Here is a 25,157-nt window from a genome sequence, read left to right as displayed (position 1 = left end):
CAGAAAAATAAAGGAGCTGTACCGCATGCCGGAGTTGGCGTGCTGGTTACAGCTCCTTTTTACATATTCGGACTTCTTATGCCGGCAGTTTGATGGTCTGACCCGGATAGATCAGGCTGGCATTTTTGATGTGATTCAGCTTTTGCAGCTCTCTCCACGTCGTTCCGTATTTCAAGGAGATGGAGTAGAGCGAGTCGCCTTTTTTCACGACATATACGTTGCCGGCCGGAGCCGGTACCGGTTTGGCCGGTTCAGGCTGCGGCTTCACCACAGGCTTCTCAGGTTCAGGAGCTGGAGCCGGTGCTTCCGGTTTGCTTGGCTCAGGCTGAACTACAGGTTCTGCGCCTTCGGTGATACGCCCTTGCGGCTCGGCCGGCACTTTGCCGCCCTTTTGAATGTAAGAGATCAGGGCTTCATCCAGTGCGCCGTACATGCCAGCTTGCGAATACTTGCTGAACATGGTGTATTGGTCGCCGCCAATGGACATAAAGTCGTTGGTAGCCAGGGTATAGGTGGCTTTCGGATCCAGTGCTTTGCCGCCAACCATGACGGAATGCACGCGGCTGCCTTTCGGCTTGGACTTGTCGATCTTGAAGCTGACGCCCGATACCTGCGGGAAGCCGCCTTTGGATTCCGGATAGTCGGAAACGCCGTTCTCCAGAGCCGCCACGATGTCCTCGCCGGTAACTTTCAGTTGTACGATCTGGTTGCCGAACGGCAATACGGTCACGATGTCGCCTTTGGTGATCGTTCCGGCTTCGATGGAAGCGCGGATACCGCCGCCGTTCGTCATCGCGATATCGGACTGGCTCACGTCGCGCATCGCATCGGCCAACAGATCGCCGAGATTGGTTTCACTCGTGCGCGCCAGTTCACGGGAGCCTTCGAGCTTGACCGGCGTTTCGCCGACTTTTTCCTTCAGGATCGGCTCTTGCTCCTTTTGGATGGAAGCGACGAGGGAGGCTACCTTTTCATCCGGCTTGATGTCGGCTGCTGCTTTCTCGTCGACCAGCTTCGCTTCTTTCTTCACGACTTTGCCGCCGTCCACCCACAGATCCACGACACCGACATATTTGGTGTATTCGCCTGCGCTGGCAATCAGCGTGTTGTTATCGGCATTCAGGCCATGCTCGAGCACGGTATGACTGTGGCCGTCGATGAAGACGTCGATGCCGGGCACCTCTTTGACCAGCTTCAAGCTGGTATCGATGCTGGATTTGTCCTCGCCCAAATGGCCTACGGCGACGATGACGTCGGCCTTGCCCTTCAGCTCGTCCACGATTTTTTTGGCTTCCACGGCAGGGTCGGCAAACGTAAGGCCCTCCACGTTTTTCGGACTCGTTTTGTAAGAGGTTTCCGGTGTGCTGAAGCCGATGACGCCGATTTTTACGCCGTCCACTTCTTTAATGGTATAAGGTTTAAACAGATCCGTTCCGTCGGATTTCTTCACATTGGAGCTGAGCATCGGAAATTTCAGTATTTGCGACAGCTCGACCAAACGGTTCCAGCCGTAGTTGAATTCATGGTTGCCGGGCACCATCGCGTCATAGCCCATCTCATTCATGACCTTCACGACGCTTTCGCCGCGAACCAACGTGGCAAACGGCGTGCCGTGTACGGCATCGCCGGCATCAAGCGTGAGCGTGTCCGGATTTTGGCTGCGGTATTGATTGAAAATTCCTTTGACTTTGGCGAATCCCATCTCCGGTGAGGAAGCGACCGCACGCGCATGCATGTCGTTCGTGTGGAGAATGGTAATGTGCTTGCCGCTTGGCGCGGCTGAAGCCGATGTACCCGTGGTTCCTTCTGCCGCTGCGGCTGTTCCGATCGATCCGATCAGCAGTCCCGTGCTCAGCAGAAGGGAAGTGAACCATTTACTTTTGACCATGTAGCTTCATGACCTCCCATAGTAAACAGATATTTGTGCTGCCGCATGAAATGAGCCCGGTTCATCGAAACCAGCAAATTCCATACACCCTATATTCTAATAGACTATCGGAAAGGTGTAATAAGACTTACGAATCATTTATTGTCCTATGGTTGAAAAAAAGTGTGCATCTCCTGCGGAATGCCGCTTCGTCTGCAGTAGTCCTGAATAGTCTCTTCCTGCTCGATCGTAGTGCCTGCCGTCAGCAGAAGAATCGCGAACCGATTCGCCTGCCGCTCGAGCTTGCCGGGTGCAAAATAGGAGTGCTCTTCCAGGAAAAAACGGTTGATGCCCTTGTGCAGCCGATCGTGGCCAAGCTCATGCGCGCAGACGAAGCGCTGCCATTCGGGAGAGAGCTCGTTATGTATGACGATAAAACGCCTGCGCAGCTTGCGGTAATACAGCCCTTTGGTGGACTTGCCCAGATCGGCGTAACGGATATGGATGCCCAGTGCGCTTGCAAGCTCGAAGGGACAGCGGGTCTTGTGTTTGCGGGTTAGCTTTCGAATGATGTCATCCACAGTGTTCACCTGCTTTATCGGTTGTGGCCGTAAGTCGGCAGCGTGGGGCGGGTTATGGCCCATCCGGATTTCCGTGATTGTTTTTCTTCCTTTTATTCATATGCTTTGCTTCCCAGAACAGCCCGGTCAGCACATCCTTGATCCGCTGCTTATCCTCCTGGTCCAACGGGATGCCGTCAAACATCAGCTCGCCGTCTTCCTCCAGCATTTTTTTAAAATCCCGCTTGTCCTTGGAAGTTGCCCATTCCGGGGTTGTCTCAGCTTGGTTTATACCGTCTCTGTCCTCGAGATAACCGGCCGCGCCCATCAGCTCGCCATAAGGAGCTTCCAGTGCATCCGCCAGCTTGCGGATCGTCGGGGCTTTGGGGATGCCGCGGAGGCCATTCTCCATGCGGGATATTTGCGAATTGCTGATGCCTGCCGCTTCCGCTAACTGATTGATGGTATACCCTTTTTGCTCGCGCAGGCGTTTCAGCGTGCTTCCGAATTCATTGACCACCTACAACCACTCCTTCAATGCATGATTCCATCTTTATAAGTTACTATACCCCGATATTGCCAAAAGGTAAAGAAAAGATGCGATTAATATACCAAAAGGCAATAAATGATGGGAATTATGATCTTTATCCTCGAATAAGGATCGAATTTGCTGTTTTACTTCATTAACCAAAAAGTGGTATGTTATCCTCATTATACGAACAAAAATGCGAACACGAAAGAGGTATTTCAAACTTTTTTATGAAGGAGTGCATATTCATGGTACAAGGATTGCCGGAGCTGGATCGCCGTAAAACCCAAACCGCTGTCGAGGCTTTGCTTGAAAAATACCGAATCTATAAAACCATCACCTTTGAGGCAAGGGAAGCCGGCATGACGGCCTCATACGGGGAGACCTTCTCGGGCTCGACGAACGTGATTTCGGATCAGACAGCCAAAGTAGCTGTTTATAATGTGGACGTGCCTGCAGCACGGAAAGCCTACTGCGAAATGATCGAGTCGATCGTGGAGCGGCTGGGCGAGCGGGAACAGACCATTATTCGCGAGCGCTACATGAAGCAGGACGAAGTATTCGACTACAAAGTCTACAATCATCTTCTCGATCCGCCGGTCAGCAAAGACACGTACACGAAAATCCGGGCCAAGGCGTTTTATAAAATCGCGCTTGCCTTTGCGGATCGGGGACTTCTCCGGCTGGAAGAGCTGCAGAAGACGCCGAAGGAAAATCGGTAAGAGGTTCATGCTTTGGGAAGGGCGGTCTGCTGCCGGATGGTTTCAACCGGCGACAGGTCGCCTTTTTTGTATTGGAAAAGCGATGATAAACGGCTGGTAACCGAGCCTGGCTTGGGGAAATGAGCCGGATCGCAGTCATGGGCTGATGTAAGGTGTAGGTGGAAGGGCGGGCGAGGTTTTTGATATATTGCGTGCTGTTACCGAACATACTATAATGAGCTTCAAAGGAGAGGAGGCGTGACATGAGATACACCCTGAATTTATTCGGTTATTCCGTCGACTGCCAACTGGCATTTCCAGACGGCAAAATGCACATCGATATCGCAGAGGAAGATCAAGTTTCATTACGGGCTTATTTACGACGCGTGCTGGTGAAATACGGACGAGAGCCGCACGCGACCGACACTCTGGAGCAGCTGGTTCAGCATGCGCTTGAGGTGGAGAACAACATGAGCGGCCATTTAAGCGAGCCCAAGCTGAAGCTGCCTTACGAGTTTCAGCCCGACATCAAGGAGAAATTGATCGAAGCAGCCGAGCTGCAGGACATGTCCGCGACGCAGCTGCTGATTCGCCTGATCGAGAAGAAGTACCAAAGCGTCTTTGGAGAGGAGGCTTAAAGCATGGCTTACGGTAATAAAGTGAAATTCCATTACGATGTTCCTGCCTACATTAAGGCACAGCTGGCTGAAGCCGCGAAAAAATTAAACATGACCGCCACGGAGCTTTTGTCCCGGACCATTGAAGAAGAATATGCGCGCGTCAAGGGCCTTCATAACGACCAGGACGAGAAGTGAAGTCGATGCCTCCTGCCATATTGAAGAAGGTCTCGACCCCTTCGAGGGGCATGCTTTCATAAGCGTAATCCCGTTCAAGCTTGTCTGTGGAAAAGCAGTGGCATACGGTGTAAGCCTCGATGTCATTGCGCTCGATCAAATATAGCTGGAACCGGCCGTTCGTCTTGGAAAGCTTTCCAAAGAAACGGGATCGCGCGTCCGACTCCAAGAGAGCTGCAGCCGCATGCCGGATGATCTCGGGAAGCTCGTTTAATAGCTTGTTGAAGCAGGCAGGCGTGATTGGTTTCATATCGTTCGTCGTCAGATGGAACAACCCCTTTATGATATAGTGCGTGAACCTTCCGGAGAGAAGTTCAGAAGGTGCTTGGGCTTTCTTTTGAAAATTATAGCAAACATGCGTTCTTGTGAAGGGATGGTTTTCTTCGATATTTGGTCGGATTTTCGACTAAGGTTTATATAGCAGCGATGGAATGGAAGGGATCGAGCAGGATCACGCTCTATGAGAGGAAGGGACTTACCAAAGGGGAGGGTGAACATGAGAACAGGGTTAATGATCGCATCCATCATAAGCTTATGCCTTGTGATGGGCTGCAGCAGTCATGCCAAAAGCCCGGTTGATGATTCCGGGACGGCGCAAACGTCAGATGCTTCGGATGCTTCGGCGCAAGGCCAGGAAGGGAGCACTCCAACTTCCAGCGTCGATGCGAATGCTGAGGGGAACATCACGAGCCTTTTCCCGGCAACGGCTCTTTCGGGTTCGGTTACGATTGATTCTATTCATGATAAACCGGAGATTCGGGCAGAGACGAAGACCGAATCCGGTACCCTGCTGATGATATCGGGTGCCCGGGAGGAACGGGGACATTTGGCGGTATCGAGTACCTATGGACAGGAAGGGGATCAGACCTTTCAGAGCGATTATTCGATCATCTATCGTCAGGGGAACCGGGACCAACTGCTGCTGCGGCTGCCTGATTTGATCTACATACAGCCGGATGACCGCTTGCTGACATTCAGAAAAGTGAGCTTTCCGGAGGCGGATGTGTATTTCCTGACCCCGCAATATCAAGGAGCTCACGGGACGGAGAGCTACGCATTCGGCGTGGATCAAGCCAGCGGGGAGGCCTTTGCTCTGACTTTTGAAGATCAAGGGCAGATTCATCATACGCTGGTATTTTCCTCAACGGAGCCTTTGCCAACGAATGAACAGCAGCGCTTGGTCGTCTATCAGGCCGTTGGACCGGGCGGTGAACCGAAAGAAACCCCTCGGGATGTCTACCGGCTGGATATGGATCAGAAGCGTTTCATTAAAGAGTATTGAAAAGCGCTGCATAATGCGCTTTTTATTTTGGTAAAAACACGAACATACATTCGTACATTTTTCATCCGAGATGACGCTGCAATTCATCCCTTTCACCGTCAGCGCATCCGGTTCAGGGCTGTAAGATAGTATCATCGGAAATGAAAACAAGCGGACAACCTGAAGACCACAGCAGTCTGATGCAAGCCGGCCCCATCGGGCCGGTTTTTTGTTGCAGCGTTTGTCCGGGGATTCATTTCTGGTAAGGACTAAGTTTAGAAAGGAGGAGCCGAATGGATAACCAAATGGGTTACCCGATTCAAGAAAAATGGCTTCCAGTCCCAGTAGTGGATCGGATGACGGCCCGATGAGGGCGGCGCTGAAGCAGGCGATCGCGGGCATGGTTCCGCTTCTGAAGGACAAGCTGTACGATGTGCAGCCGCCGGCTGATGGAGCTCTGGAGCCTTTTGGCGTGATCTCTTTTGGTGAGGAGCTCTGGAAATCTTCCTGGGCGGGTTACCGCCAGGTGATCCGGCTGAAGCTCTATGCCGGCTCGGCTGGAATGGATCAGGCGGATGCATGGTCAGCGGACTTGGCTGAAGGTCTGCACCGGCGGCGGATCGCCAGCGGCAACGAGCGGCCGTTCAGGCTGTATTATCTCGGGTCCCGTGAAGGCGATAGAGTCGAAGCTGCATCCGGACAAGTCTATCGCACATTGCGTTTTGGCATGTACATTCCGGAAGCGGAAATGGATGGGGACGCAGCCGCCACAATTACAGACGATTGGCTGAACGCCTTATTAAGCTGGACCCGCGGGCAGCTTGGCGATGCCTGGTCAGTCTACCCTACGGCATGGCCGTCCGGTCCGGCCGATACGTCGGTATTGTGGCGAATGGCGGGATCCGAAACGAAGATGGCGGGAGCATCGCTCTATGAAATTCGCAGGCGTTTCGTGGGCCACGTGATCGGGAGGAATGCGGTCAGCGAGCAGCGGACAGCCGCAGCCTTGGTGGAGATGCTCGGGTCCAAGGTTCAGCTGCCGATGGATACGGACGCCCGAAAGCATATGTCGGTGTCCGAGGTGTCGTCGGATCTGCAGGCGGATGGCTTCCTGGACGGTCAGATTCAATTGACGCTGGTGCAGCGGCGGGTGCGGCCGGCAGAAGAGGCGGCGTTGATCCGCAGCGTGGATATTCATCCTATTTTGAAATGAGGTGCCGGATATGGCAGTGAAAAAAACTAGCAATAACGAGGCGGCTGCAAGCGTCGGACATGAACCTCGGTACGCGTTAGCGGAGTTGAAGGGGCATGCTCAAGAACTCTTCGGCGTTAAAGCCGAAGTGATGGCAGGCGCCTTCTTCCAGGCGGAGGACGAGCGCTTCTCGGTAACGGAAGCGAGAGCAAAAATCGAACAATTCATGAAAGCGAAGGTGGATTAATTATGGCAGGCGGAACATGGGAGAACACGAATCAACCGGTGTTGCCGGGATTGTATATAAATTTCAAAGCAGCAGCCGCTTCGGCGATCCAGGGCGGATCCCGCGGCACGGTACTGGTGCCGGTCAAGGCTAACTGGGGCCCTGTGCGCGAGTTTGTGGAAATCGGCAGCGAAGCAGCGATTGCGAAGGTATTCTCCGCAGATACGCTGGACGGCGCGACTGCGTACCCGTCGCTGTATCTAGCGCTGCTGGGCAGCCCGAAAAAGCTGCTTGCCTACCGTTTGGCCGATAATACGGCGGCAGCGGCAAGCGTTACGCTTCAGAGCACGGATGCTTCCCCGGCGGCCGTTTTGCAGCTTACGGCCAAATATCCGGGAAGCCGCGGCAACGGCTTTAGCATCACGGTGCAGCCTTCCCTGGGAGAACCGGGTGCGAAGGAGCTCCGCCTGTATGAAGGCGCCAAGCTGCTCGGCACCTACAAGAGCCCGGACGGAACGGCAGCCGCCTTGGCGGAACAGATCAACCGGGACGGCGGCAGCGCCTGGATCGAAGCCAAGCTGCTTGGCGAAGGCGGCATTCCTGCCGATATCAGCGGTGCGGCGTTCACCGGCGGCGCGAGCGGCAGCGGCAAGCTGACGAACGCGGATTACATCGCGATGCAGGAAGCTGCCGAAGAGCAAAGCTTTGACGTGCTCGCGCTCGACTATGCGGCCGATGCCGCTTTGCTGCAAAGCTTCGCGGCCTGGGTGAAACGCCTTCGCGCCGAGGGCAGAGGGGTTATGGCAGTCTTCGGCGGCTCGGCTTCCGACGATGTATCGAAGGAAGCCGTCAAGCTGGCTTCAGCCCGCTCACTTGCGCTGAACCACGAAGGCATCGTCAACGTGGGTACGGGCGTACGCCTTGCCGGCACGGATTACAGCTCCGCCCAGACCGCAGCCTACGTGGCGGGCCTGATTGCCGGTCAGCGCCTGAACCAGTCGGCGACGTACGCCGTGACGCCGTTTGAAGACGTGACGCGCCGCTGGACGCGCTCCGAGCAGGAGGAAGCGGTGAAGAACGGCGTATTCCTCCTCTTTTTCGACGGCCGTCAGGTCAAAGCGCTGCGCGGCATCAACAGCTTGGTTACGCCAGCAGAAGGCCAAAACAACGCCTGGAAGAAGATCCGTTCCATCCGCGTCATGGATGCGATCCATGCCGACCTGCAGCGCGCCGCCGAAGGGACGTACATCGGCAGGGTGAACAACACGGAAGAAGGCCGCTTGGCGCTGATCGGCGCCGTGAAGGAATATTTGGCCCAGCTGTCCCTGAGCAGTGTCATCGAGCCGAACGGCTACGATGTCATTCTCGACCCTGCGTATTACGGCGACAGCGCCGTGAACAAACCGGAGCCGGATCAGGTGTTTCTGCAGTGGAACGTGAAGCTGACCGACGTGATGGAGCAGCTGTTCGGAACCTTTTACGTGCAGTAATTCCGCGCTGGCTCTTCATTCCGTGAGTAATCTGCTGAACAATTCAGCGATTGAAAGTCTTATTGGATTAACTTTTAAATCATAAGGAGGACAAAAGTTAGATGCTTCGAGAGTCATTATGGGGACGTACGGCCAAGCCTATATCGATGGGGTGTGGCAGACGCATATTAACAAGCTGGAGGCGAGCGTGGAAATCGAAAAGAAAGAGCTGAACCTGGTCGGCCGGGACTGGAAGGTGCATAAGAACGGCGCCAAAAAGGGAAGCGGCACGATGAGCGGGTACAAGGTGACTTCGGACATGATTCAGCGCGGATTTACCAAGTTTGATATCATTTCCAAGCTCGACGATCCGGAATCCTTCGGCCACGAACGCGTGCGCCTGATCAACTGCATGCCGGACAAAATCCAGCTCGCCAACTGGACGGCAGGCGAAGAGGTGCAGGAGGAAACGACGTTTACGTTCGAGGGCTACGAGCTGGTGGACCCGATCGTCGGCAATTAAGAGTTTGATGATTTTTAAATTCAGGCAGAAGGAGAATGAGCTATGAGCTTGCATGAGCAAATGACGGAGGAGCAAATTTTGGACAGCCTGTTCGAGGCTGCGGAGAAGCTGCCGGAAGCGACCGTCCGTATCCAGCGGCTGGACATGAACATCGTGCTGCACGGACTGACCTCCAGCAAGGTGGACAGCATCCGCGAGCGCTGCATGGTTCGCCGCACCGTCAAAGGTTCGGTGGAAGAGAAGGTGGACAGCGAGACGTTTAACGCTTTGCTGATCGCGGAGGCGACAGGAAAGCTGGACGTGAAGGGCCTGGCCCTGCAGGGCTGGGGTGATCCGCGGATTACGAGCCGCATGAAGCTGTCCGGCGGGGAGCAGGCGGTGCGCCGCATGCTGCTGGCCGGCGAACTGGATGCCGTCGGGGACAAGGTACTGGAGCTGTCCGGCTTCGGCGTCGACATTGATGACCTAAAAAACTGATTGTCTCCGGGGGAATGACGACGATGCTGTACCATCTGTGGGTGCGGCATCACCTTCGTCCCGGAGATTTCTGGCGGCTGCCGCGTGGCGAGCGCCTGCTTCTGCTGGCTTTTGCGGAGGAGGAGCTGGACCGCCTGGCAGCGCAATTCAAATAAACCCGACGAGGAGGTGAACAACATATGGCTGAAACGTTGAATTACCGCATGAACCTGGTCCTCGAACCGAAAAACGTCATCAAGGCAAACCGCGAGCTGCGCGCCATGGAGCGCTATTTCGAGCGCATTCAAGGCCGCGTGCTGCGCATCGGCAGAACCCGCATGGCGCCGGAGATCGTGCTGAAGGACCGGGCTTCGGCGGGGCTGGACCGGATCCTCGGGAAGATCCACCGGGTGAAGACGCAGATGATTGATGCGTCGGGGAATATCTCGATGAAAGTAAAGGTGGAAACGGGCAGCCTGAAAAGCGGCGGCGGTGCGCAGCAAACGGAAAAGCCGAAATCTTTTTGGGATAAGGCGAAAGATTTCTTTTCCGCTACCAAGCAAATTGGCGATGGCGTAAAGGACGTAACGGATTTACCCGGGAAGTTCAAAGCAGTTGGCGATGCTTGGAAGGGCAAGAAGCCGGATGACAAAAAAGGAGAAGCGGATAAACCTGCCGCGCCCAAGAAAGATGAGCCCATTACCAAAACCAGAAAGCAGCGCATTAAGGAGGGGCGGTTTTCCAGGGGGAAAAGACTTTGGAAAACCGCGAATGCCATGGGAGATTTGGTAAAGACCTTCGGATCGTCCGGAGAGAATCTCATTGGAGGATTTCAAGGATTCGGCGAACTGGGAAAGGAGCTGTTCAAAGGGGGAAGCGGCATGGCTTCCAAAGCTGCTTCTTTCGTAAGCACCGCCGTTGAGGGCGTTGGTAAAAGCGGTTTTGGCAGCCTGGCAGGCAGGCTGTTCAAAAGCGGAGCTAAAAGGGTTTTTGCACCCCTTGGCATTGGAGCGGATATCGCATCCATTGTGTCTGCCAAACCCGGCAAGGAGCGTGCTGATGCGGCCGGTTCGGCTGCCGGAGGAGGCGTGGGATCTGCAATCGGTGGTATTCTCGGATCTGCGTTGCTTCCGGGGATCGGCACCTTTGCAGGTGCAGCGATCGGCGGCATGGCGGGCGACTTTGTGGGGGGGAAGGTCGGAGGATGGATTTCCGATGTGGCTCCTAAAGTCAAGGATTCGGTAAAATCGGTTAACAAATGGTTCTCCAAAACCTTTTCATTCGGGAAGGGCAAATCCAAAAAGGATATTTCCCAGAAACCGTATGAAATGACCGGTATGCCGACGTATAGCGGATCGTATGGAACTTTCGGGGCCGCATATAACAGTCCGCGCGGATCCTTCGGATCGTCTCCCGCCCTTCCGGTCACAACCAGAGCAGCTGTGATGGCAGGCTTAACCGGCCCCCGCTTTCAATCGGCAACGGCTCCGACAACGTCTACCGGCAAAACCATTCCGCAGTTGGTCCAGATCAGTCCCGAGCAGATGACGGCTTTATCGGGTCAGATGAGGGATTTCAAGACGGAAACGGCGACGAATTACAACCTGCCTCCGGGAGCCGTGCAGGTGACCGTCCATGAAGAACAGCGTGTCGACGTCGAAGGCTTGATCCAGCAGATCGGGCAGCGTCTCCGAGCTGAATTCCAAAGGGCCGCGCAAAACCAAAAACCGGTGACGAGAGCTTATCAATAAGCCTAACGGTTCATTTGATGCGGCTCTGGGAGAAAGCAGAAAGGAGGAAGCGGAAAGCATGGAATTTGTGCTGGTTAATGGCAAAGGGGAGCGGTTCACTTTCCCGGTGAACCCGGAAGAGGTGACGATCTCGCGGCAGAAGGGCTATGACACGACTACGATTCTTTCATACGGCGAGTTTGATTTTGCGCAGGGAGATAAAGTGAAGGAAATATCCTTCGCTTCTTTTTTTCCAAAAGCATTTGATGCGTCCTACTGCCAGGGCAGCGAACAGGATCTGCCGGATCCGCAGACGGCCATGAATAAGCTGAACGAGTTTATGGCACTTACAACGCCGCTGCGCTTTATCATCACGGAGACGGCGGTAAACGTACCGGTGTTCGTTGCTTCGCATCAGTCCACGTTTCGCGGCGGAGAGCCGGGGGATGTGTATTTCGATATCTCACTCCGGACCTGGAGGGAGATGAAGGCAACAAAGGTGGCCAGCAGCGGCAGCGGTCAAGCTTCATCCGCGGTCAATAAAACTCCGCGCCTCGACATGAAGGAAAAAGGCAAAACCTACACCGTCAAGCCTGGTGACTCACTCTCCAAAATCGCCAAACTGGAGCTGGGGAACAGCTCAGATTGGCAAAGAATCTATCAGTTGAACAAACAGGTCATCGGCAGCAATCCGAATGCGCTGAAGCCGGGGCAGAAGCTGGTGCTGCCATGAGCTATAAGGTGATTTTGCAGGATCAATATGACTTGTCCCCGCTGGTGGAAGCGATCAATCTCCGGGATTCACTTGAGCAGGTCGCCTATCAGGGGACGATTAATCTCGTCGTGACGCCGGATATGCCGGCGATCAGCCCGGGGATGGCGATCCGGATCAGCGGCGTGCCTTACGGTAAAAAAGAGTATGTTACGCTCTTGAACCCGGGCGTGGTGTGGGAGGCCGAGAGCTCGAATAACGGGATCAAGCGGATGACCCTTACGGTATACGACCGGACGATTTACCTGGACAAATCCGAGGAGGAGTATTTGTTTCCTGCTAAACAAACGGCTACCCAGCGCTTTAAGAAATACGCGGCCGATTGGAACCTGAGAATCGCCAAGCTGCCGGATACCGGCAAAGAGCTGGGGCGTTCGGTCTACCGGACCCAGTCTATTTATGCCAGCATGTTCGCGGATCTCCGGGCTACGGCCAAAGCGGGCGGAAAGTTGTACCATCCCCGCATGCTGTCATCGGGTCTTGAGCTGTACGAGCTTGGAACGAACCCGGACGTGTACGTCCTGGATACCGTGACGGATACGACGCAGTCGCGCACGCTGGAAGGCGCCGCCACCAAAGTGAAGGTGCTGGCGACGACGGCCAGCGAATCCGGGAAGGAAATCCCATCGAAGGTGATGGCGATGGCGGAAAAAGACATCGATCAATACGGCCAGCTGCAGGCCATCATTCAGGATGACGAAGTCAGCTCGAATGCGGCGGCCAAGGCGCTGGCTACCAGCAGGTTGCGGGGCGTTTCGGAGACGATTACCGTCAATGCGCCGGACATCAACATCATACGCGCCGGGGATGCCGTCATGCTGGGCTCGATGAAGCTGCTGGTCATTTCGGTCAGCCGGGAATTGGGGAATCCGGGCAGCATGTCGCTGGAGCTGGGCACGTACGATGACGTGAAAAGGAGGTTTTATCTTGAATAAGGACCCGTATGGGCAGCTTGCCTCCGCGCTGTATTCCTCCGTCGGCAAGCATGCGAAGCAGGCGATCGGCGGCGTGGGGGCCGTGCTCGGAACTATCACGGATACCGGGCTGAAACTGGACGATTTCAAGCATGAGCTGCAGGACTATATGGTAGCTGAGCTGCCGGGATTCTTTTCGGTGCCGCGAAGCATGCTGCTGGGGACGGCCGTTCAAGCCGAGCAGCCGAGCTGGGGGAACAAGCAGATGGATACCTCGTTTTATGTGGACAAGAGCGAAATTAAAGACGTGAGTCTGAAGCTTACGCTATCTCCGGGGGATCGGGTTCTCGCGATGCAGATTAACGGCGGTAATGATGCCGTCGTGCTTTGCAAGGTGGTGAACGCAGATGGCTAACTTATTTCCGGTATCGGAGGAGGACACTTGGACGGATGTCACGGAGCCGGAGGGATTGGAAATTGGTCATGCCGTATTCGGGAGAAGCTGGAGGTTTGATTTCGAAGCGGGGGAGTTCGTGATGTCGCCGACACGCAAAATGGCGCTGGTCGACGAAAAGGAGGCCTGGGTCCTCTGGTGCGAAAAAGCGATCCGCACGCCGCGTTACCGCCATGTTACTTACTCCCGCGATTACGGCAGCGAGCTGGAGGACCTCATCGGGAGCGGCAGCCGGGCGCTGCAGGAAAGCGAGATCAGGCGCATGGTGTCGGAAACACTGTTGGCGGATGCCAGGACGCAAAGCGTGGACCGGTTTGTTTTTGACTGGGAAGGGGAAGCTTGCCGCTTCAGCTGCCGCATAACCAATATCCGCGATGAAGCGGAAACACTCGAAAGCGTGGTGATCTAATGGCTGATTTGCCGCCATATTTGCAGGAACAAACGGAAGAAAACATATTGAGCCGCATGCTGGACAAAGTGCCTTCGGATATTGACAAATCGGAAGGCTCTTTTATTTGGGACGCGCAGGCCCCGGTAGCGTTCATGCTGTCCGAGGCGGCGCTTTGGGCGCAGGAGCTGCTGCGCAGGGGCTTTGCCAGCACGGCTGCCAGCGACGATGCCCGTTTTCGCTCGGCTGAACTCGACCTGCGTACCGCGGAGCACGGGATCACGAGAAGGGAGGCCGTGGCTTCCACGGGACATGTGCTTTTTAAAGGAAAGCCGGGCACGAAGGTGCCTGCCGGGACGTTCGTCGCCACCCCGGCGGATGACGTCTCCGGTGAGCTTGCGGTGGAATTTGTGACGACCCAAGCGGCCTTGCTGGATGAAAACGGTACGGCATCGGCAGCCATCCGGGCGGTAACGGCGGGGAAGAACGGGAACGTGTCAGCCGGCGTGATTCAGGTCATGTTTTCATCGGTGAGCGGAATTGCATCCGTCACGAATCCGGAACCGACGCGGAGCGGAGCGGATACCGAGTCGGATCAGTCGCTGCTGGAACGATTTTATGCCAAGGTCCGCAGCCAGGGCACGAGCGGCAACAAGGCGCAGTATATGCTGTGGGCCAACGAAATCGCCGGCGTTGGCGGCGTGGAAGTGGTGCCTTTATGGCAGGGGCCGGGAACGGTGGGGCTGTATCTTTTGGATACGGATAAACGCGCGGCCAGCGCGGACATCGTGGAAGCTGTGCAGCAGCATATCGATCCGACCCGGGACGGGCAGGGCGAAGGGCTGGCCCGGCGGGGCCGGTTGTAACTGCAATGCCTGCGGAAGAGGTGGCGATTCATATCGCCGTCAAAGTTCAGCGGACTCAGGAAAAGCCATCGACGCTGGAAGAGATCCGGAACCTTATTGCCGTTGGGACTCAGACTTATCTGCAGCAGATTGCTTTTAACCGGAAAGACCCGCTCGTTCGGTATACGCGGATTGCGGCCGTTTTGCTGGATATTCCGATCATCGTAGACTATTCCGAGCTAACTATCAACGGAAACGCGTCGCAGCAAAATATCGAAATCGGCTCCGGCCAGGTGGCGGTACTGGGGACGGTGACCGTCAGTGAATAAGAGCGAATGGAGCAGCTTGCGGGGACGCGAGCTGTTTTCTTATCTGCCGGCCTATTATGAGAACTCACGGGTCATGCAATCGGATATGGACGCTAAAGGGAGCGAAATGGATCTGTTGCAGCAAGCACTGGAGGCGGCCGCTGCCCAGTTCTATGTCCGCACCGCTACTTGGGGGCTGGGCCGCTGGGAATTTGAGCTCGGTATTCCGACTGATCCAGCCAAACCTCTGGAGCAGCGGCGTGCCGTGGTGGAGTCGAAGCTGCGTGGAGCAGGCCAGTTTTCTGGAGCGCTCGTCAAAAACGTAGCCGAAGCCTATGACGGCGGAAAGGTCGAGGTATCTTTTCAGCCCGAGGCGTGGGGCTTCACCGTCAAGTTCATCGACACGGTCGGCATCCCGCCGAACCTGGAGGATTTGAAAGCGGCTTTGGAAGAGATCAAACCGGCCCACTTGGCGGTGAAATATGCCTTTAACTATCTGTTGATCCGCGATCTTCATGGGGTGGTCAAACTGGATCAGCTGCAACAAATACAGATAAACAAATTCGCAGGAGGTGCATGAGTATGGCGAGCAATACACCCAATCTGGGATTGCTTAAGAAAGACCCGGCTACGGACGGAAACGAGACGTTTAATATCAAGACGATGCTGAATGACAACTGGGATAAGATCGACGAGGCCGTCGGGAACATCCAGGTGCCGGAAGCGAGTACGACGCAAAAAGGGATCGTGCAGCTGTCGAGTGCGACGGATGGTACGAGGGAAGATGTGGCGGCTACAGAGAAGGCGGTGAAGGCGGCGTATGAGCGGGGAAGTGAGGGGGTGAATGCAGCAGCGGCTGCAAGCTTGAGAGCAAATGAGGTGGAATCGGAGTTAGATGCGCATTTGGCGGATTATGTGAAGCATTCTGGATTTGCAGTGTCGGCAGGAACGGCTACGGCTTACACTGTCACATTAAATCCCGTACCCACATCATTGGTAGCTGGCATGACTTTTAGGTTTAAAGCTCACGTCGACAGTGGGGCTAATCCAACTATTAATCCTAATGGAATGGGTGCAAAAGCGGCAAAGAAAGCCAACGGGAATGCAGCATCTTTTAAAAAGGATGGGGTATACACTGTCACATACGACGGGATCTTGGCTTTTATTTTACAGGGTGAAGGAGGTGAGTATGGCACGGCTGGTGCTGCCCAAGTATTAGCGCCATATACAATTGGAACAGAAAACGGCATTATAACAGGAACAATCATTGATCGAGGAACGCCTACTCTTCAGCCCGGTGCGAGTATACCGACAGGATATTATGGTGGAGGTACTGTGACTGAATCACCTCACGGAGAGATTACCTATACTACTCCCGGAACATATACATTTACTGTGCCCATAGGAGTCTCTATCATTAATTATACTGCTATAGGTGGCGGTGGCGGTGGTGGTGGTGGTGGTTACGGTAATGGTGGTAATATAGGCGGAACTGGCGGTGGTGGCGGCGGTGGCGGCGGTGGATGGGTTATATCAAAAAAAACGGTGACACCCGGTCAACAAATTAATATTGTTGTTGGGAAAGGTGGTAGCGGCGGAGCACCGGGACAACCCGCCACCAGCTATTCTCTCGGAAGGGGAGTAACTGGTGAGTCTGGCGCAACATCTAAGCTTGGAACGATCGAAGCAAAGGGCGGCTATGGTGGTAGCGGCGGAGATAGTGTTTCGGGAGAAACAGGCGGTGGGACAGGTGGCTAGGGCTCTGGCTGGGGAGGCAAAGGTGGCGATGGCGGTAATGGTATAAGTCCATCTGGCGGTGTTGGTGGCGGAACATCAGGTTATGGTGCTGGCGGTACTGGAGCATATAGGATGGGATATGGTAGTGCTGGAGCTAATGGCGCTGTAATAATTTCATGGTAATGAAGAATGTGCATGATTATAGTTCCAAGTGCAGATTTTACAGTTGATACCGTTTCTTAAGTAAAGATAATAACATACTGGTTCTTGCATAAAAATTGTAATAAAGGGTATAAATGTTATTTATTAACGACTAGGTGAGAGAAATTACTATGATTATGCTGATATACCCGCTTAAAGACTGACAGTATGTTCTACAATATAACAACTTTCTGTACATTTCCTAAAACAGTCATAACAAAATAGTAGATTAACGACATTTTTTTCACATTTGAAAAAAATGTAACAACTAAAAAACCAGACCCTCATGCCCTCGAACTCATTCGAGGGCTTTTTACTCTCGTGTCCCAAAGGAGGTTACCCATGACTGATATTGAAGGGGTGAATGAAATGGCAGACACAGATTCGAAACTGCTTGTCGATATTCAAATTCAATTAGCCCGCATTGAACAAACGCTGCAGTCTGTCCCTGCCTTGGCGTCGAATGTGGAATTTGCTCGCGACACTTCAAAAGCAGCCTTGCAGAAAGCAGAGTCTGCGTTGGAGCGCTTGGACAAAATCGAAGAGGGACAAAAATGGCTGTGGCGAACCATTGGCGGTACAGCAATCTCGATCATCATGGCTGCTATCGTGACAGCAATTAAGTTATCCGGACAATAACGAAAAGGAGATGAACCAACCATGGATTGGAACACCATTTGGCAATTAATCGACCCTAAGCTGATCATCGTCGTAGCGGCATGCTGGATTATTGGCTTTATGCTGAAAAAGACTCCGAAAGTCCCTGACTGGACAATCGTGTACATCGTAACTGTAGCTGCTGTACTACTCACGATCTGGCTCACGCAATTTGGCCCTGAAGCAATCATTCAAGGCATACTCTCCGGCGCATTTGCAGTATACGGCAATCAGGTGCTAAAACAGACCAAGAAAACAGGTGAGCCGCATTGAACAAAAATGACTTCATCTCCACCCTCGCCGCCTGCGCCATCTCAGACATGCTGCGAACCGGCATTCCTGCCTCTCTGACGATCGCCCAAGCGATCCTTGAATCCAACTGGGGAACGAGCAGGTTAGCGCAGCAGGCCAACAATTTGTTCGGCATCAAAGGCAAGGGACCGGCAGGCAGCGTGGACATGCCCACGACAGAGTATGTGAAGGGAAAGCCGGTCAAGGTGACCGCCTCCTTCCGAAAATACCATTCCTGGACGGAATCGATCACGGATCACTCCGAGCTGCTTCTGAAAGGCACCCGGGATAATCCGACCCGTTACCACGGCGTTCTTCATGCAGATTATCAAAAAGCAGCCGAGGCAGTTTGGAAGGGGGGCTATGCCACCGACCCGGAGTATCCTACGAAGCTAATTCGTATCATAGAGACCTACCAACTGATACAATACGATACCACGGACAACGAAAAAGGAGATGCAGATCCGATGCAGACGGCCGAGCTTCAGCAGCTTCAAGACTTGAGAAAAAGGGTAGAAGATCTAGAAGGACAACTGTCCCGTTTAACAGCCAAAGACCAAATGCAGACACCGGCATGGGCCGAATCCGCGGTGCAATCCGCTGCTACAGCCGGGTTGATCGATACACCTGTCCAAGGAAGCTACGACTTCTACCGGATGCTGGCGGTTTTACAGCGTCTGAAATTGTTGTAAATTTCGCAGCCATTAGAACGGGACAGGAGGGAATTCATGTTTGCAACAAATTAACGGGGCTATAGATTATCGATATGCTTAGATCAATAGCGGCCCCGTTTCAATTTTTATGAAAGAGTCAAAGTTCAAGGCTTTTGTAGAATAGATATGGTATTGGATTCAACTTTCGAATTAGCAGTACACCAAATATACAGCTCAAAGCAGCGGAGGGGACGGAATCGATCTGAAGAAGCGCAGCGGTCGCCTTTGTCTCCGAATTTCTACCTTTAGAATATAAGATAAAGAAATTTGGAGACAACAGCGATCGGAAGAACGATCCGTCACCGCAGCGTCCACCATGCACATAGTAAAGAACTTGAACTTAAACATATTCAAATTTTGTTCTTCAAATATGAATCGTTTTGGAATAGCATAAGAGATAAGCATATGATATCGACTAATGACCCTATTTTGGCCAAATTTCATCAACCTTTTCTAAAGCGTTTACAACCAGCTTCCATAGATGAACACCAATTCCAACAAACCGGGGGAGAGCGATGGAAAAATACATACTGTCTTTGGACCAAGGCACGACGAGCTCGCGCGCGATTTTATTCAATAAAGCCGGGGAGATCGTCTACACCGCACAAAAGGAGATTACGCAATATTTTCCGAATCCGGGCTGGGTGGAGCATAACGCCAACGAGATCTGGGGCTCGATTCTGTCGGTCATCGCTTCGCTTCTGTCCGAATCGGGCGTGAAGGCGGAGCAGATCGAGGGCATCGGCATCACGAACCAGCGGGAAACGACCGTGGTGTGGGATAAAGAAACAGAGGAACCCGTATATCACGCGGTCGTGTGGCAGTCGCGGCAGACGAGCGGCATCTGCGAGGAGCTGAAAGCGAAGGGCTACAACGATCTCATCCGCGAAAAAACCGGCCTGCTCATCGATCCGTATTTTGCGGGAACCAAGGTGAAATGGATTCTCGACAACGTGGAGGGCGCCCGCGAAAAGGCCGAGCAGGGCCGGCTGCTGTTCGGGACGATCGACTCCTGGCTGATCTGGAAATTTACCGGAGGACAGCGGCATGTGACGGACTACTCGAACGCCTCCCGCACGCTGATGTACAACATCCACGAGCTGCAGTGGGACGAGGAGCTGTTGGATATTCTCGGCGTGCCGGCGTCGATGCTGCCAGAAGTGCGGCCTTCCTCCGAGGTGTATGGCCACACCGTGAAGCACCACTTCTTCGGTCAGGAAATCCCGATTGCCGGGGCGGCCGGCGACCAGCAGGCGGCATTATTCGGCCAGGCTTGTTTTGATGAAGGGATGGCCAAGAACACGTACGGCACCGGCTGCTTTATGCTGAAAAATACCGGTGAAACCGCGGTCCACTCCGAGAATGGCCTGCTGACCACGATCGCGTGGGGCATCAACGGACGCGTGGAATACGCGCTGGAGGGCAGTATTTTCGTAGCGGGCTCTGCCGTGCAGTGGCTGCGAGACGGTCTGCGTATGCTGAAGGACTCCAAGGAGAGCGAGGATTACGCGGCCAGAGTCAGCAGCACGGACGGCGTGTACGTGGTGCCTGCGTTCGTCGGCCTCGGGACGCCGTATTGGGACAGTGATGTGCGCGGAGCGGTGTTCGGCCTCACCCGCGGTACGTCGAAGGAGCATTTTATCCGGGCGGTGCTCGAATCGCTCGCTTACCAGACCCGGGACGTTATCTCCGCAATGGAGGCCGATTCAGGAATCGAGCTGCGAACGCTGCGCGTGGACGGCGGCGCCGTGCACAATAATTTCCTGATGCAGTTCCAGAGCGATATTTTGGGCGTAACCGTGGAAAGACCGGTCGTCAATGAGACGACGGCGCTTGGCGCAGCGTATTTGGCCGGTCTTGCGGTAGGCTACTGGAAGAGCCAGGACGAAATTTCGGAGCTGTGGGCCAAGCAGCATGAATTCGAGCCGCAGATGAGCGAAGATGTACGCGAAGCGCTATACGGAGGCTGGAAAAAAGCCGTTAACGCCGCAATAACATTCAAGTTATAGAATATATGCGCGCCTGTTAAGGCCTTTGGTGCAAGCAGAGGAGATGAGCATACATGGCTTTTACGAATTTGGAGCGGGAACAGATCAAGTCTGCGCTGAGCGGGCAGACCTTTGACGTACTGGTAATCGGCGGCGGCATTACGGGAGCCGGAATCGCCCTCGACGCGGCCACTCGCGGCATGACAACGGCACTGGTGGAGATGCAGGATTTTGCCGCAGGCACCTCCAGCCGGTCGACCAAGCTGGTCCACGGCGGGCTTCGCTACCTGAAGCAGTTCGAGGTCGGGATGGTGGCTGAAGTTGGAAAAGAGCGGGCGATCGTGTACGAGAACGGACCGCATGTGACGACGCCGGAATGGATGCTGCTGCCGATGCACAAGGGCGGCACGTTCGGCAAATTCAGCACATCCATAGGCCTGAGGGTCTATGATTTTCTCGCGGGCGTGAAAAAGGGCGAACGCCGCACCATGCTGTCCATCCGGCAAACGCTCGAAAAAGAGCCGCTGATCAAGCAGGACGGCCTCAAGGGGGGCGGCTATTACGTCGAATACCGCACGGACGATGCGCGTCTGACCATTGAGGTCATGAAAGCGGCGGTAACGCACGGCGCAACGGCCTTGAATTATACCAAAGTGGAAAGCCTGATCTATGATGAACATAAACAGGTGAAGGGGGCTGTCGTCCGCGACTTTTTCACCGGGGATTCCTATGAGATCAGGGCCGCCAAGGTCATCAATTCCACGGGTCCGTGGGTTGACCGCATTCGGGAAATGGACGCGTCGAGAAAAGGCAAAACGCTCCGGCTCACCAAAGGCGTTCACCTCGTGATCGACCAGTCCCGGTTTCCGCTGCGGCAGGCAGTCTATTTCGATACGCCGGACAAACGGATGGTGTTTGCCATCCCGCGCGACGGCAAAACCTATGTGGGCACGACGGACACTTTTTACGAGCAGGACCCCGTGCATCCGCAAATGACGACGAGCGACCGGAGCTATATCATCAAAGCGATCAATTTCATGTTCCCGGACGTGAGCATCACGGACAAGGATATCGAATCCAGCTGGGCCGGCGTGCGTCCCCTGATCTACGAGGAGGGAAAGGACCCTTCGGAAATTTCGCGCAAGGATGAGATTTGGGAATCGGATAGCGGCCTGCTGACGATTGCCGGCGGCAAGCTGACCGGATACCGCAAAATGGCGGAAACGATTGTCGATGTGCTGGCCACCAAGCTGGCCCAATTCCAGCAGCGTTCCTTCAAACCGTGCCAAACCAGGCATCTGCCGATTTCCGGAGGAGACATGGGCGGCTCCAAGGCCTTTGACGCTTTTGTGCAAAAGACCGCTTCCGCTGGCGTAGAGGCTGGTTTGTCGCAGGATGAGGCGATCCGGATCGCAAGGATGTACGGCACCAACGCGCCGAAGGTGTACAAGCGGGTGGCCGAGGGGAAGGAGGAAGCGCGGACATACAATCTTACGCTTCCCGTGTACGGACAGCTCGCCTATGCATTGGAGGAGGAGATGGCGGCAACGCCGGTGGATTTCCTGACGCGCCGTACGGGTGCAACACTGTTCAACATCGAGCTGGCACGGCAAATGAAGCAGCCTGTCATCGACATGATGGCTGACCGTCTGGGCTGGAGTCCGCAGGTTCAATTGCGATTTACGGCCGTGATGGAGAAAGCGCTGGCGGATGCCGTCGTCCCGGTTCGCGATTAGAACGTACCCCTGGATTGCGAGAGACAGCGAATCGGAGCGTAAAATGCAAAATCATGACCTTAGCCCGGTCAAGTATTTTGCATTTTTATTTTTTATGACTAATTTTGTATGAATATGTAGAAATATGTCTGAATATAATTCTGACATGCTGTAAAAAATTTCTTGAAACTGTCTATTTCTTATAGTAAAGTTTTGTATTAAACAACAATAGTTTTATACTATCTGCGGAATCTGATGCTATTCAACGATTTTATCCATCCCAGACCCATTCATCCCAAGCTTGACTCACTTCTTATGCAGACAGAAGTCACAATTACTCCTACGACTTCACTACACAATCATGCATAACCATTCCTGCTTATTCCTACCAAAGCATTCTGCCAAGCACATCTTGTTCGACCTCGGGTTAACGTAATTTAATTCAAAATTTAAGCGCTGTAACTTTAACAACGTCCATCCGTAAAGGGAATTCCAGCAAAACAGCAAACCTGAAAACGTGTTAGAACCTGAACCTGATTGCATGTCCTTTAAAAAAGGCGAGTGGCAGGGCTGTTTTTTGCACCCATTTGACCTTCGTTCAATTGTTCCATCAAGCCACCCATTACTAGCACAAAGGAGTTTTTGCATGGGCAAGCCAATACTCGAGATCAAGGATCTGCGGACGCATTTTTTCACGGATCGTGGAGAAATTCCGGCTGTTGACGGTGTCGATTTGTATCTGAACCCGGGTGAAGTGCTCGGTGTCGTAGGCGAATCCGGCTGCGGCAAAAGCGTGACCTCCCTGTCGGTGCTGAAGCTTGTTCCTCATCCGCCAGGCAAGATTGTAAGCGGATCTATCCTTTTCAAAGGGAAGGATATCGTTCCGATGAGGGAATGGGAGATGCGGAAAATTCGCGGCAACTCGATTTCCATGATCTTTCAGGAGCCGATGACTTCGCTTAACCCCCTCTTTACGATCGGCCAGCAGATTACGGAAACGGTACGCCTGCACCGGGGTGTCAGCCGCAGGAAGGCGCGCTCCATTACGCTCGACATGCTGAAGAAGGTGGGGATTGCACGAGCGGAATCCATCATCGATGAGTATCCGCATCAGCTTTCCGGCGGGATGAGGCAGCGGGTCATGATCGCGATGTCGATCGCCTGCAATCCGGAGGTCCTGATCGCCGACGAACCGACGACTGCCTTGGATGTAACGATTCAGGCGCAGATTCTGGATTTGATCCGCCGTCTGAACGAAGAGCAGGGCATGGCCGTCATGATGATCACGCATGATCTCGGCGTCGTTGCCGAAATGTGCCATCGCGTCGCGGTCATGTATGCCGGCACGGTGGTGGAGGAAGGCAGCGTGCACGACATTTTCAAAAATCCGCTTCATCCGTACACGCAGGGGCTGATTCAATCCGTACCGCGCATGAACGAGACGAGGGAGCGGCTGTATTCCATCCCGGGCAACGTACCGGTCCTCAGCAAAAATATGCAGGGATGCCGCTTTGCCGCCAGATGTCCGCATGTGATGCAAAAATGCTTGGAAGCGCTGCCAAATTTGACGGAGCAGGAAGCCGGTCACAGTTGCCGGTGCTGGCTGCATGAGACCCCACAGGAGGATGCCGTATGAGTGAGACACTGCTAGAGGTTTCGCATCTGAAAAAGTATTTTCCCATCCGCAAGGGGCTGTGGAACAAGACGGTCGGACAAGTCAAAGCCGTCGACGATATTTCCTTTTCCGTACGCCGGGGGGAAACCTTCGGTTTGGTCGGCGAATCGGGCTGCGGCAAATCGACGACGGGACGCTCGATCCTGCGTTTAATTGAGCCGAGCGAAGGGAAAGTGCTGTTCGAAGGCCGGGAAATCACCGGATTGTCCAACGAGGAAATGCGCAAGCAGCGCCGGGACATGCAGATCGTTTTCCAGGATCCGTACTCCTCGCTCGATCCGCGGCACAGCGTGCAGCGTATTTTGGAGGAGCCGCTGATCGTGCACGGCATCAAGAGCCGCAAAGAACGGCAGCAGCGGATCGAGAAGCTGATCGATGTGGTGGGCTTGACCCGGACGCATCTGCACCGTTATCCGCATCAATTCTCCGGCGGGCAGCGGCAGCGGATCGGGATTGCCCGGGCGCTCACCCTGCAGCCGAAGCTGATCGTTGCGGATGAGCCGGTATCGGCGCTTGATGTATCGATCCAATCGCAGGTCATTAACCTGCTGCAGGATTTACAGAACGAATTCAACCTGACGTATATCTTTATCGCCCATGACCTCAGCGTGGTGAAGCATATTTGCGACCGCGTCGCGGTCATGTACCTCGGGCGGATCGTCGAAATCGCGGACAAGCATCAGCTGTATGACAAGCCGCAGCATCCGTATACACAGGCGTTACTCTCGGCCGTGCCGGAGCCTGATCCGGATTTCAAAAGGCAGCGGATCATTCTGCAGGGGGAAGTGCCGAGCCCGGCCAATGCGCCGGTGGGCTGCGCTTTTCACACCCGATGCCCGAAGGCGATGAAGGTCTGCAGCGAGGTGCGCCCTCAGCTGCTGGATACGGGGGGCGGTCACATGACGGCCTGCCATCTGTATACGCCGGCTTTGTCGGGGATACAGTAGCCGATTCCATTGGTTTCACGCGGCGTAACTGCTGCTTCAAGGCCTTGCAAGGTTTTCAGGATTCCGAAGGGGTCCGGCAAGGTCCCGCATATAACATTCTATCCGTGGAGAATGGCCTGAAGGCTGAGTTGTTCCTGTAAGAGGTGGAGGTAATCTGAGGGGACGGAATCGATTTGGAGACAAC

27 protein-coding genes and 2 pseudogenes are annotated in these 25,157 nt (G+C 54.3%); 25 read left to right on the top strand and 4 right to left on the bottom strand.

Features of this window, described 5'->3' with window-relative positions; genetic code table 11:
- Window positions 1-76: 76 nt before the first annotated feature.
- The 3 genes from PCH05_RS17280 to PCH05_RS17270 all read right to left on the bottom strand — a co-directional run bounded on the left by PCH05_RS17280 (window position 77) and on the right by PCH05_RS17270 (window position 2,947).
- The gene (locus tag PCH05_RS17280; RefSeq protein ID WP_127604108.1) at window positions 77-1,888 is read right to left on the bottom strand and encodes a 5'-nucleotidase C-terminal domain-containing protein; all 1,812 of its coding nucleotides are present in this window, start codon (window positions 1,886-1,888) and stop codon (window positions 77-79) included.
- Window positions 1,889-2,034: 146 nt separating this feature from the next.
- The gene (locus PCH05_RS17275) at window positions 2,035-2,448 is read right to left on the bottom strand and encodes an ImmA/IrrE family metallo-endopeptidase (RefSeq protein ID WP_174806274.1); all 414 of its coding nucleotides are present in this window, start codon (window positions 2,446-2,448) and stop codon (window positions 2,035-2,037) included.
- A gap of 52 nt (window positions 2,449-2,500) precedes the next feature.
- On the bottom strand, window positions 2,501-2,947 hold the full coding sequence (locus PCH05_RS17270) for a transcriptional regulator (RefSeq protein ID WP_127604106.1): 447 nt from the start codon (window positions 2,945-2,947) through the stop codon (window positions 2,501-2,503).
- A gap of 257 nt (window positions 2,948-3,204) precedes the next feature.
- Here PCH05_RS17270 and PCH05_RS17265 point away from each other — a divergent pair, with 257 nt between their 5' ends.
- The 3 genes from PCH05_RS17265 to PCH05_RS27340 all read left to right on the top strand — a co-directional run bounded on the left by PCH05_RS17265 (window position 3,205) and on the right by PCH05_RS27340 (window position 4,472).
- Window positions 3,205-3,678: an ArpU family phage packaging/lysis transcriptional regulator gene (locus tag PCH05_RS17265; protein ID WP_127604105.1), complete on the top strand. Its 474-nt coding sequence runs from the start codon at window positions 3,205-3,207 to the stop codon at window positions 3,676-3,678.
- A 242-nt stretch (window positions 3,679-3,920) separates the two neighbouring features.
- Complete coding sequence (locus PCH05_RS17260) at window positions 3,921-4,295, top strand: hypothetical protein (protein WP_127604104.1); 375 nt, start codon at window positions 3,921-3,923, stop codon at window positions 4,293-4,295.
- Window positions 4,296-4,298: 3 nt separating this feature from the next.
- Complete coding sequence (locus tag PCH05_RS27340) at window positions 4,299-4,472, top strand: hypothetical protein (protein ID WP_164766689.1); 174 nt, start codon at window positions 4,299-4,301, stop codon at window positions 4,470-4,472.
- On the opposite strand, the gene PCH05_RS17255 is transcribed toward PCH05_RS27340, so the two are convergent.
- A complete protein-coding gene (locus PCH05_RS17255; RefSeq protein WP_127604103.1) occupies window positions 4,438-4,761 on the bottom strand; it encodes a hypothetical protein in 324 nt (107 codons plus the stop codon). The genes PCH05_RS27340 and PCH05_RS17255 overlap by 35 nt on opposite strands.
- Window positions 4,762-5,007: 246 nt before the next feature.
- Between PCH05_RS17255 and PCH05_RS17250 the strand changes: the two genes are divergently transcribed.
- The 22 genes and pseudogenes from PCH05_RS17250 to PCH05_RS17150 all read left to right on the top strand — a co-directional run bounded on the left by PCH05_RS17250 (window position 5,008) and on the right by PCH05_RS17150 (window position 24,973).
- Window positions 5,008-5,793, top strand: coding sequence for a hypothetical protein (locus PCH05_RS17250; RefSeq protein ID WP_127604102.1), 786 nt, complete (start codon window positions 5,008-5,010; stop codon window positions 5,791-5,793).
- Between the two features lie 307 nt (window positions 5,794-6,100).
- Window positions 6,101-6,985: a hypothetical protein gene (locus tag PCH05_RS17245; protein ID WP_246049695.1), complete on the top strand. Its 885-nt coding sequence runs from the start codon at window positions 6,101-6,103 to the stop codon at window positions 6,983-6,985.
- 10 nt (window positions 6,986-6,995) lie between these two features.
- Window positions 6,996-7,211 (top strand): YqzN/YkzM domain-containing protein, encoded by a 216-nt coding sequence (locus PCH05_RS17240; RefSeq protein ID WP_127604101.1) that lies wholly within the window; start codon window positions 6,996-6,998, stop codon window positions 7,209-7,211.
- A gap of 2 nt (window positions 7,212-7,213) precedes the next feature.
- Complete coding sequence (locus PCH05_RS17235) at window positions 7,214-8,680, top strand: phage tail sheath subtilisin-like domain-containing protein (RefSeq protein ID WP_127604100.1); 1,467 nt, start codon at window positions 7,214-7,216, stop codon at window positions 8,678-8,680.
- 97 nt (window positions 8,681-8,777) lie between these two features.
- A pseudogene (locus tag PCH05_RS17230) lies at window positions 8,778-9,182 on the top strand (phage tail tube protein); the annotation flags it as partial.
- A gap of 42 nt (window positions 9,183-9,224) precedes the next feature.
- Window positions 9,225-9,659 carry a phage tail assembly chaperone gene (locus tag PCH05_RS17225; protein WP_127604098.1) on the top strand — a complete coding sequence of 145 codons (435 nt, stop codon included), beginning with the start codon at window positions 9,225-9,227 and terminating at the stop codon, window positions 9,657-9,659.
- Between the two features lie 23 nt (window positions 9,660-9,682).
- Window positions 9,683-9,814: a hypothetical protein gene (locus PCH05_RS27935; RefSeq protein ID WP_281278775.1), complete on the top strand. Its 132-nt coding sequence runs from the start codon at window positions 9,683-9,685 to the stop codon at window positions 9,812-9,814.
- Window positions 9,815-9,838: 24 nt separating this feature from the next.
- The gene (locus tag PCH05_RS17220; protein WP_127604097.1) at window positions 9,839-11,389 is read left to right on the top strand and encodes a hypothetical protein; all 1,551 of its coding nucleotides are present in this window, start codon (window positions 9,839-9,841) and stop codon (window positions 11,387-11,389) included.
- Between the two features lie 58 nt (window positions 11,390-11,447).
- A complete protein-coding gene (locus tag PCH05_RS17215) occupies window positions 11,448-12,101 on the top strand; it encodes a LysM peptidoglycan-binding domain-containing protein (protein ID WP_127604096.1) in 654 nt (217 codons plus the stop codon).
- Window positions 12,098-13,075, top strand: a complete 978-nt coding sequence (locus PCH05_RS17210) for an XkdQ/YqbQ family protein (protein ID WP_127604095.1) — start codon at window positions 12,098-12,100, stop codon at window positions 13,073-13,075. The genes PCH05_RS17215 and PCH05_RS17210 overlap by 4 nt, the downstream gene beginning before the upstream one ends.
- Complete coding sequence (locus PCH05_RS17205; RefSeq protein WP_127604094.1) at window positions 13,068-13,469, top strand: hypothetical protein; 402 nt, start codon at window positions 13,068-13,070, stop codon at window positions 13,467-13,469. The genes PCH05_RS17210 and PCH05_RS17205 overlap by 8 nt, the downstream gene beginning before the upstream one ends.
- Window positions 13,462-13,917 (top strand): DUF2634 domain-containing protein, encoded by a 456-nt coding sequence (locus PCH05_RS17200; protein ID WP_127604093.1) that lies wholly within the window; start codon window positions 13,462-13,464, stop codon window positions 13,915-13,917. The genes PCH05_RS17205 and PCH05_RS17200 overlap by 8 nt, the downstream gene beginning before the upstream one ends.
- Window positions 13,917-15,070, top strand: a pseudogene (locus PCH05_RS17195) (baseplate J/gp47 family protein). Before PCH05_RS17200 ends, PCH05_RS17195 begins: the two are co-directional and overlap by 1 nt.
- Window positions 15,063-15,629, top strand: coding sequence for a putative phage tail protein (locus PCH05_RS17190; protein WP_246049683.1), 567 nt, complete (start codon window positions 15,063-15,065; stop codon window positions 15,627-15,629). The pseudogene PCH05_RS17195 and the gene PCH05_RS17190 overlap by 8 nt, the downstream one beginning before the upstream one ends.
- 2 nt (window positions 15,630-15,631) lie before the next feature.
- Window positions 15,632-16,807 (top strand): phage tail protein, encoded by a 1,176-nt coding sequence (locus PCH05_RS27930; RefSeq protein ID WP_164766688.1) that lies wholly within the window; start codon window positions 15,632-15,634, stop codon window positions 16,805-16,807.
- A gap of 522 nt (window positions 16,808-17,329) precedes the next feature.
- A complete protein-coding gene (locus PCH05_RS17180; RefSeq protein WP_246049681.1) occupies window positions 17,330-17,626 on the top strand; it encodes a hemolysin XhlA family protein in 297 nt (98 codons plus the stop codon).
- Between the two features lie 21 nt (window positions 17,627-17,647).
- Window positions 17,648-17,917 (top strand): phage holin family protein, encoded by a 270-nt coding sequence (locus tag PCH05_RS17175; RefSeq protein ID WP_127604091.1) that lies wholly within the window; start codon window positions 17,648-17,650, stop codon window positions 17,915-17,917.
- Window positions 17,914-18,627 carry a glycoside hydrolase family 73 protein gene (locus PCH05_RS17170; RefSeq protein ID WP_127604090.1) on the top strand — a complete coding sequence of 238 codons (714 nt, stop codon included), beginning with the start codon at window positions 17,914-17,916 and terminating at the stop codon, window positions 18,625-18,627. The genes PCH05_RS17175 and PCH05_RS17170 overlap by 4 nt, the downstream gene beginning before the upstream one ends.
- Window positions 18,628-19,163: 536 nt before the next feature.
- A complete protein-coding gene (glpK, locus tag PCH05_RS17165; protein ID WP_127604089.1) occupies window positions 19,164-20,657 on the top strand; it encodes a glycerol kinase GlpK in 1,494 nt (497 codons plus the stop codon).
- Window positions 20,658-20,710: 53 nt separating this feature from the next.
- Window positions 20,711-22,372: a glycerol-3-phosphate dehydrogenase/oxidase gene (locus PCH05_RS17160; protein WP_127604088.1), complete on the top strand. Its 1,662-nt coding sequence runs from the start codon at window positions 20,711-20,713 to the stop codon at window positions 22,370-22,372.
- 625 nt (window positions 22,373-22,997) lie between these two features.
- Window positions 22,998-23,987: an ABC transporter ATP-binding protein gene (locus PCH05_RS17155; RefSeq protein ID WP_127604087.1), complete on the top strand. Its 990-nt coding sequence runs from the start codon at window positions 22,998-23,000 to the stop codon at window positions 23,985-23,987.
- The gene (locus PCH05_RS17150) at window positions 23,984-24,973 is read left to right on the top strand and encodes an ABC transporter ATP-binding protein (RefSeq protein ID WP_127604086.1); all 990 of its coding nucleotides are present in this window, start codon (window positions 23,984-23,986) and stop codon (window positions 24,971-24,973) included. The genes PCH05_RS17155 and PCH05_RS17150 overlap by 4 nt, the downstream gene beginning before the upstream one ends.
- Window positions 24,974-25,157: the final 184 nt, after the last annotated feature.

Origin of the sequence: Paenibacillus chibensis, assembly GCF_004001045.1 — a bacterium.
GTDB lineage: Bacteria > Bacillota > Bacilli > Paenibacillales > Paenibacillaceae > Paenibacillus_AQ > Paenibacillus_AQ chibensis.
Note: the sequence above shows the minus strand (reverse complement) of the source record. Positions and strands in the feature narration are given on the sequence as shown.

What these genes read in the sequence shown, in the direction of transcription:
- PCH05_RS17210 (WP_127604095.1), top strand. Translation starts at nt 12,098, where the DNA reads ATGAGCTATAAGGTGATTTTGCAGGATCAATATGACTTGTCCCCGCTG.
- PCH05_RS27935 (WP_281278775.1), top strand. Translation starts at nt 9,683, where the DNA reads ATGCTGTACCATCTGTGGGTGCGGCATCACCTTCGTCCCGGAGATTTC.
- PCH05_RS17200 (WP_127604093.1), top strand. Translation starts at nt 13,462, where the DNA reads ATGGCTAACTTATTTCCGGTATCGGAGGAGGACACTTGGACGGATGTC.
- PCH05_RS17265 (WP_127604105.1), top strand. Translation starts at nt 3,205, where the DNA reads ATGGTACAAGGATTGCCGGAGCTGGATCGCCGTAAAACCCAAACCGCT.
- PCH05_RS27930 (WP_164766688.1), top strand. Translation starts at nt 15,632, where the DNA reads ATGGCGAGCAATACACCCAATCTGGGATTGCTTAAGAAAGACCCGGCT.
- PCH05_RS17255 (WP_127604103.1), bottom strand. Translation starts at nt 4,761, where the DNA reads ATGAAACCAATCACGCCTGCCTGCTTCAACAAGCTATTAAACGAGCTT.
- PCH05_RS17220 (WP_127604097.1), top strand. Translation starts at nt 9,839, where the DNA reads ATGGCTGAAACGTTGAATTACCGCATGAACCTGGTCCTCGAACCGAAA.
- PCH05_RS27340 (WP_164766689.1), top strand. Translation starts at nt 4,299, where the DNA reads ATGGCTTACGGTAATAAAGTGAAATTCCATTACGATGTTCCTGCCTAC.
- PCH05_RS17280 (WP_127604108.1), bottom strand. Translation starts at nt 1,888, where the DNA reads ATGGTCAAAAGTAAATGGTTCACTTCCCTTCTGCTGAGCACGGGACTG.
- PCH05_RS17175 (WP_127604091.1), top strand. Translation starts at nt 17,648, where the DNA reads ATGGATTGGAACACCATTTGGCAATTAATCGACCCTAAGCTGATCATC.
- PCH05_RS17150 (WP_127604086.1), top strand. Translation starts at nt 23,984, where the DNA reads ATGAGTGAGACACTGCTAGAGGTTTCGCATCTGAAAAAGTATTTTCCC.
- PCH05_RS17160 (WP_127604088.1), top strand. Translation starts at nt 20,711, where the DNA reads ATGGCTTTTACGAATTTGGAGCGGGAACAGATCAAGTCTGCGCTGAGC.
- PCH05_RS17155 (WP_127604087.1), top strand. Translation starts at nt 22,998, where the DNA reads ATGGGCAAGCCAATACTCGAGATCAAGGATCTGCGGACGCATTTTTTC.
- PCH05_RS17245 (WP_246049695.1), top strand. Translation starts at nt 6,101, where the DNA reads ATGGCTTCCAGTCCCAGTAGTGGATCGGATGACGGCCCGATGAGGGCG.
- glpK (WP_127604089.1), top strand. Translation starts at nt 19,164, where the DNA reads ATGGAAAAATACATACTGTCTTTGGACCAAGGCACGACGAGCTCGCGC.
- PCH05_RS17225 (WP_127604098.1), top strand. Translation starts at nt 9,225, where the DNA reads ATGAGCTTGCATGAGCAAATGACGGAGGAGCAAATTTTGGACAGCCTG.
- PCH05_RS17260 (WP_127604104.1), top strand. Translation starts at nt 3,921, where the DNA reads ATGAGATACACCCTGAATTTATTCGGTTATTCCGTCGACTGCCAACTG.
- PCH05_RS17240 (WP_127604101.1), top strand. Translation starts at nt 6,996, where the DNA reads ATGGCAGTGAAAAAAACTAGCAATAACGAGGCGGCTGCAAGCGTCGGA.
- PCH05_RS17215 (WP_127604096.1), top strand. Translation starts at nt 11,448, where the DNA reads ATGGAATTTGTGCTGGTTAATGGCAAAGGGGAGCGGTTCACTTTCCCG.
- PCH05_RS17180 (WP_246049681.1), top strand. Translation starts at nt 17,330, where the DNA reads ATGACTGATATTGAAGGGGTGAATGAAATGGCAGACACAGATTCGAAA.
- PCH05_RS17235 (WP_127604100.1), top strand. Translation starts at nt 7,214, where the DNA reads ATGGCAGGCGGAACATGGGAGAACACGAATCAACCGGTGTTGCCGGGA.
- PCH05_RS17250 (WP_127604102.1), top strand. Translation starts at nt 5,008, where the DNA reads ATGAGAACAGGGTTAATGATCGCATCCATCATAAGCTTATGCCTTGTG.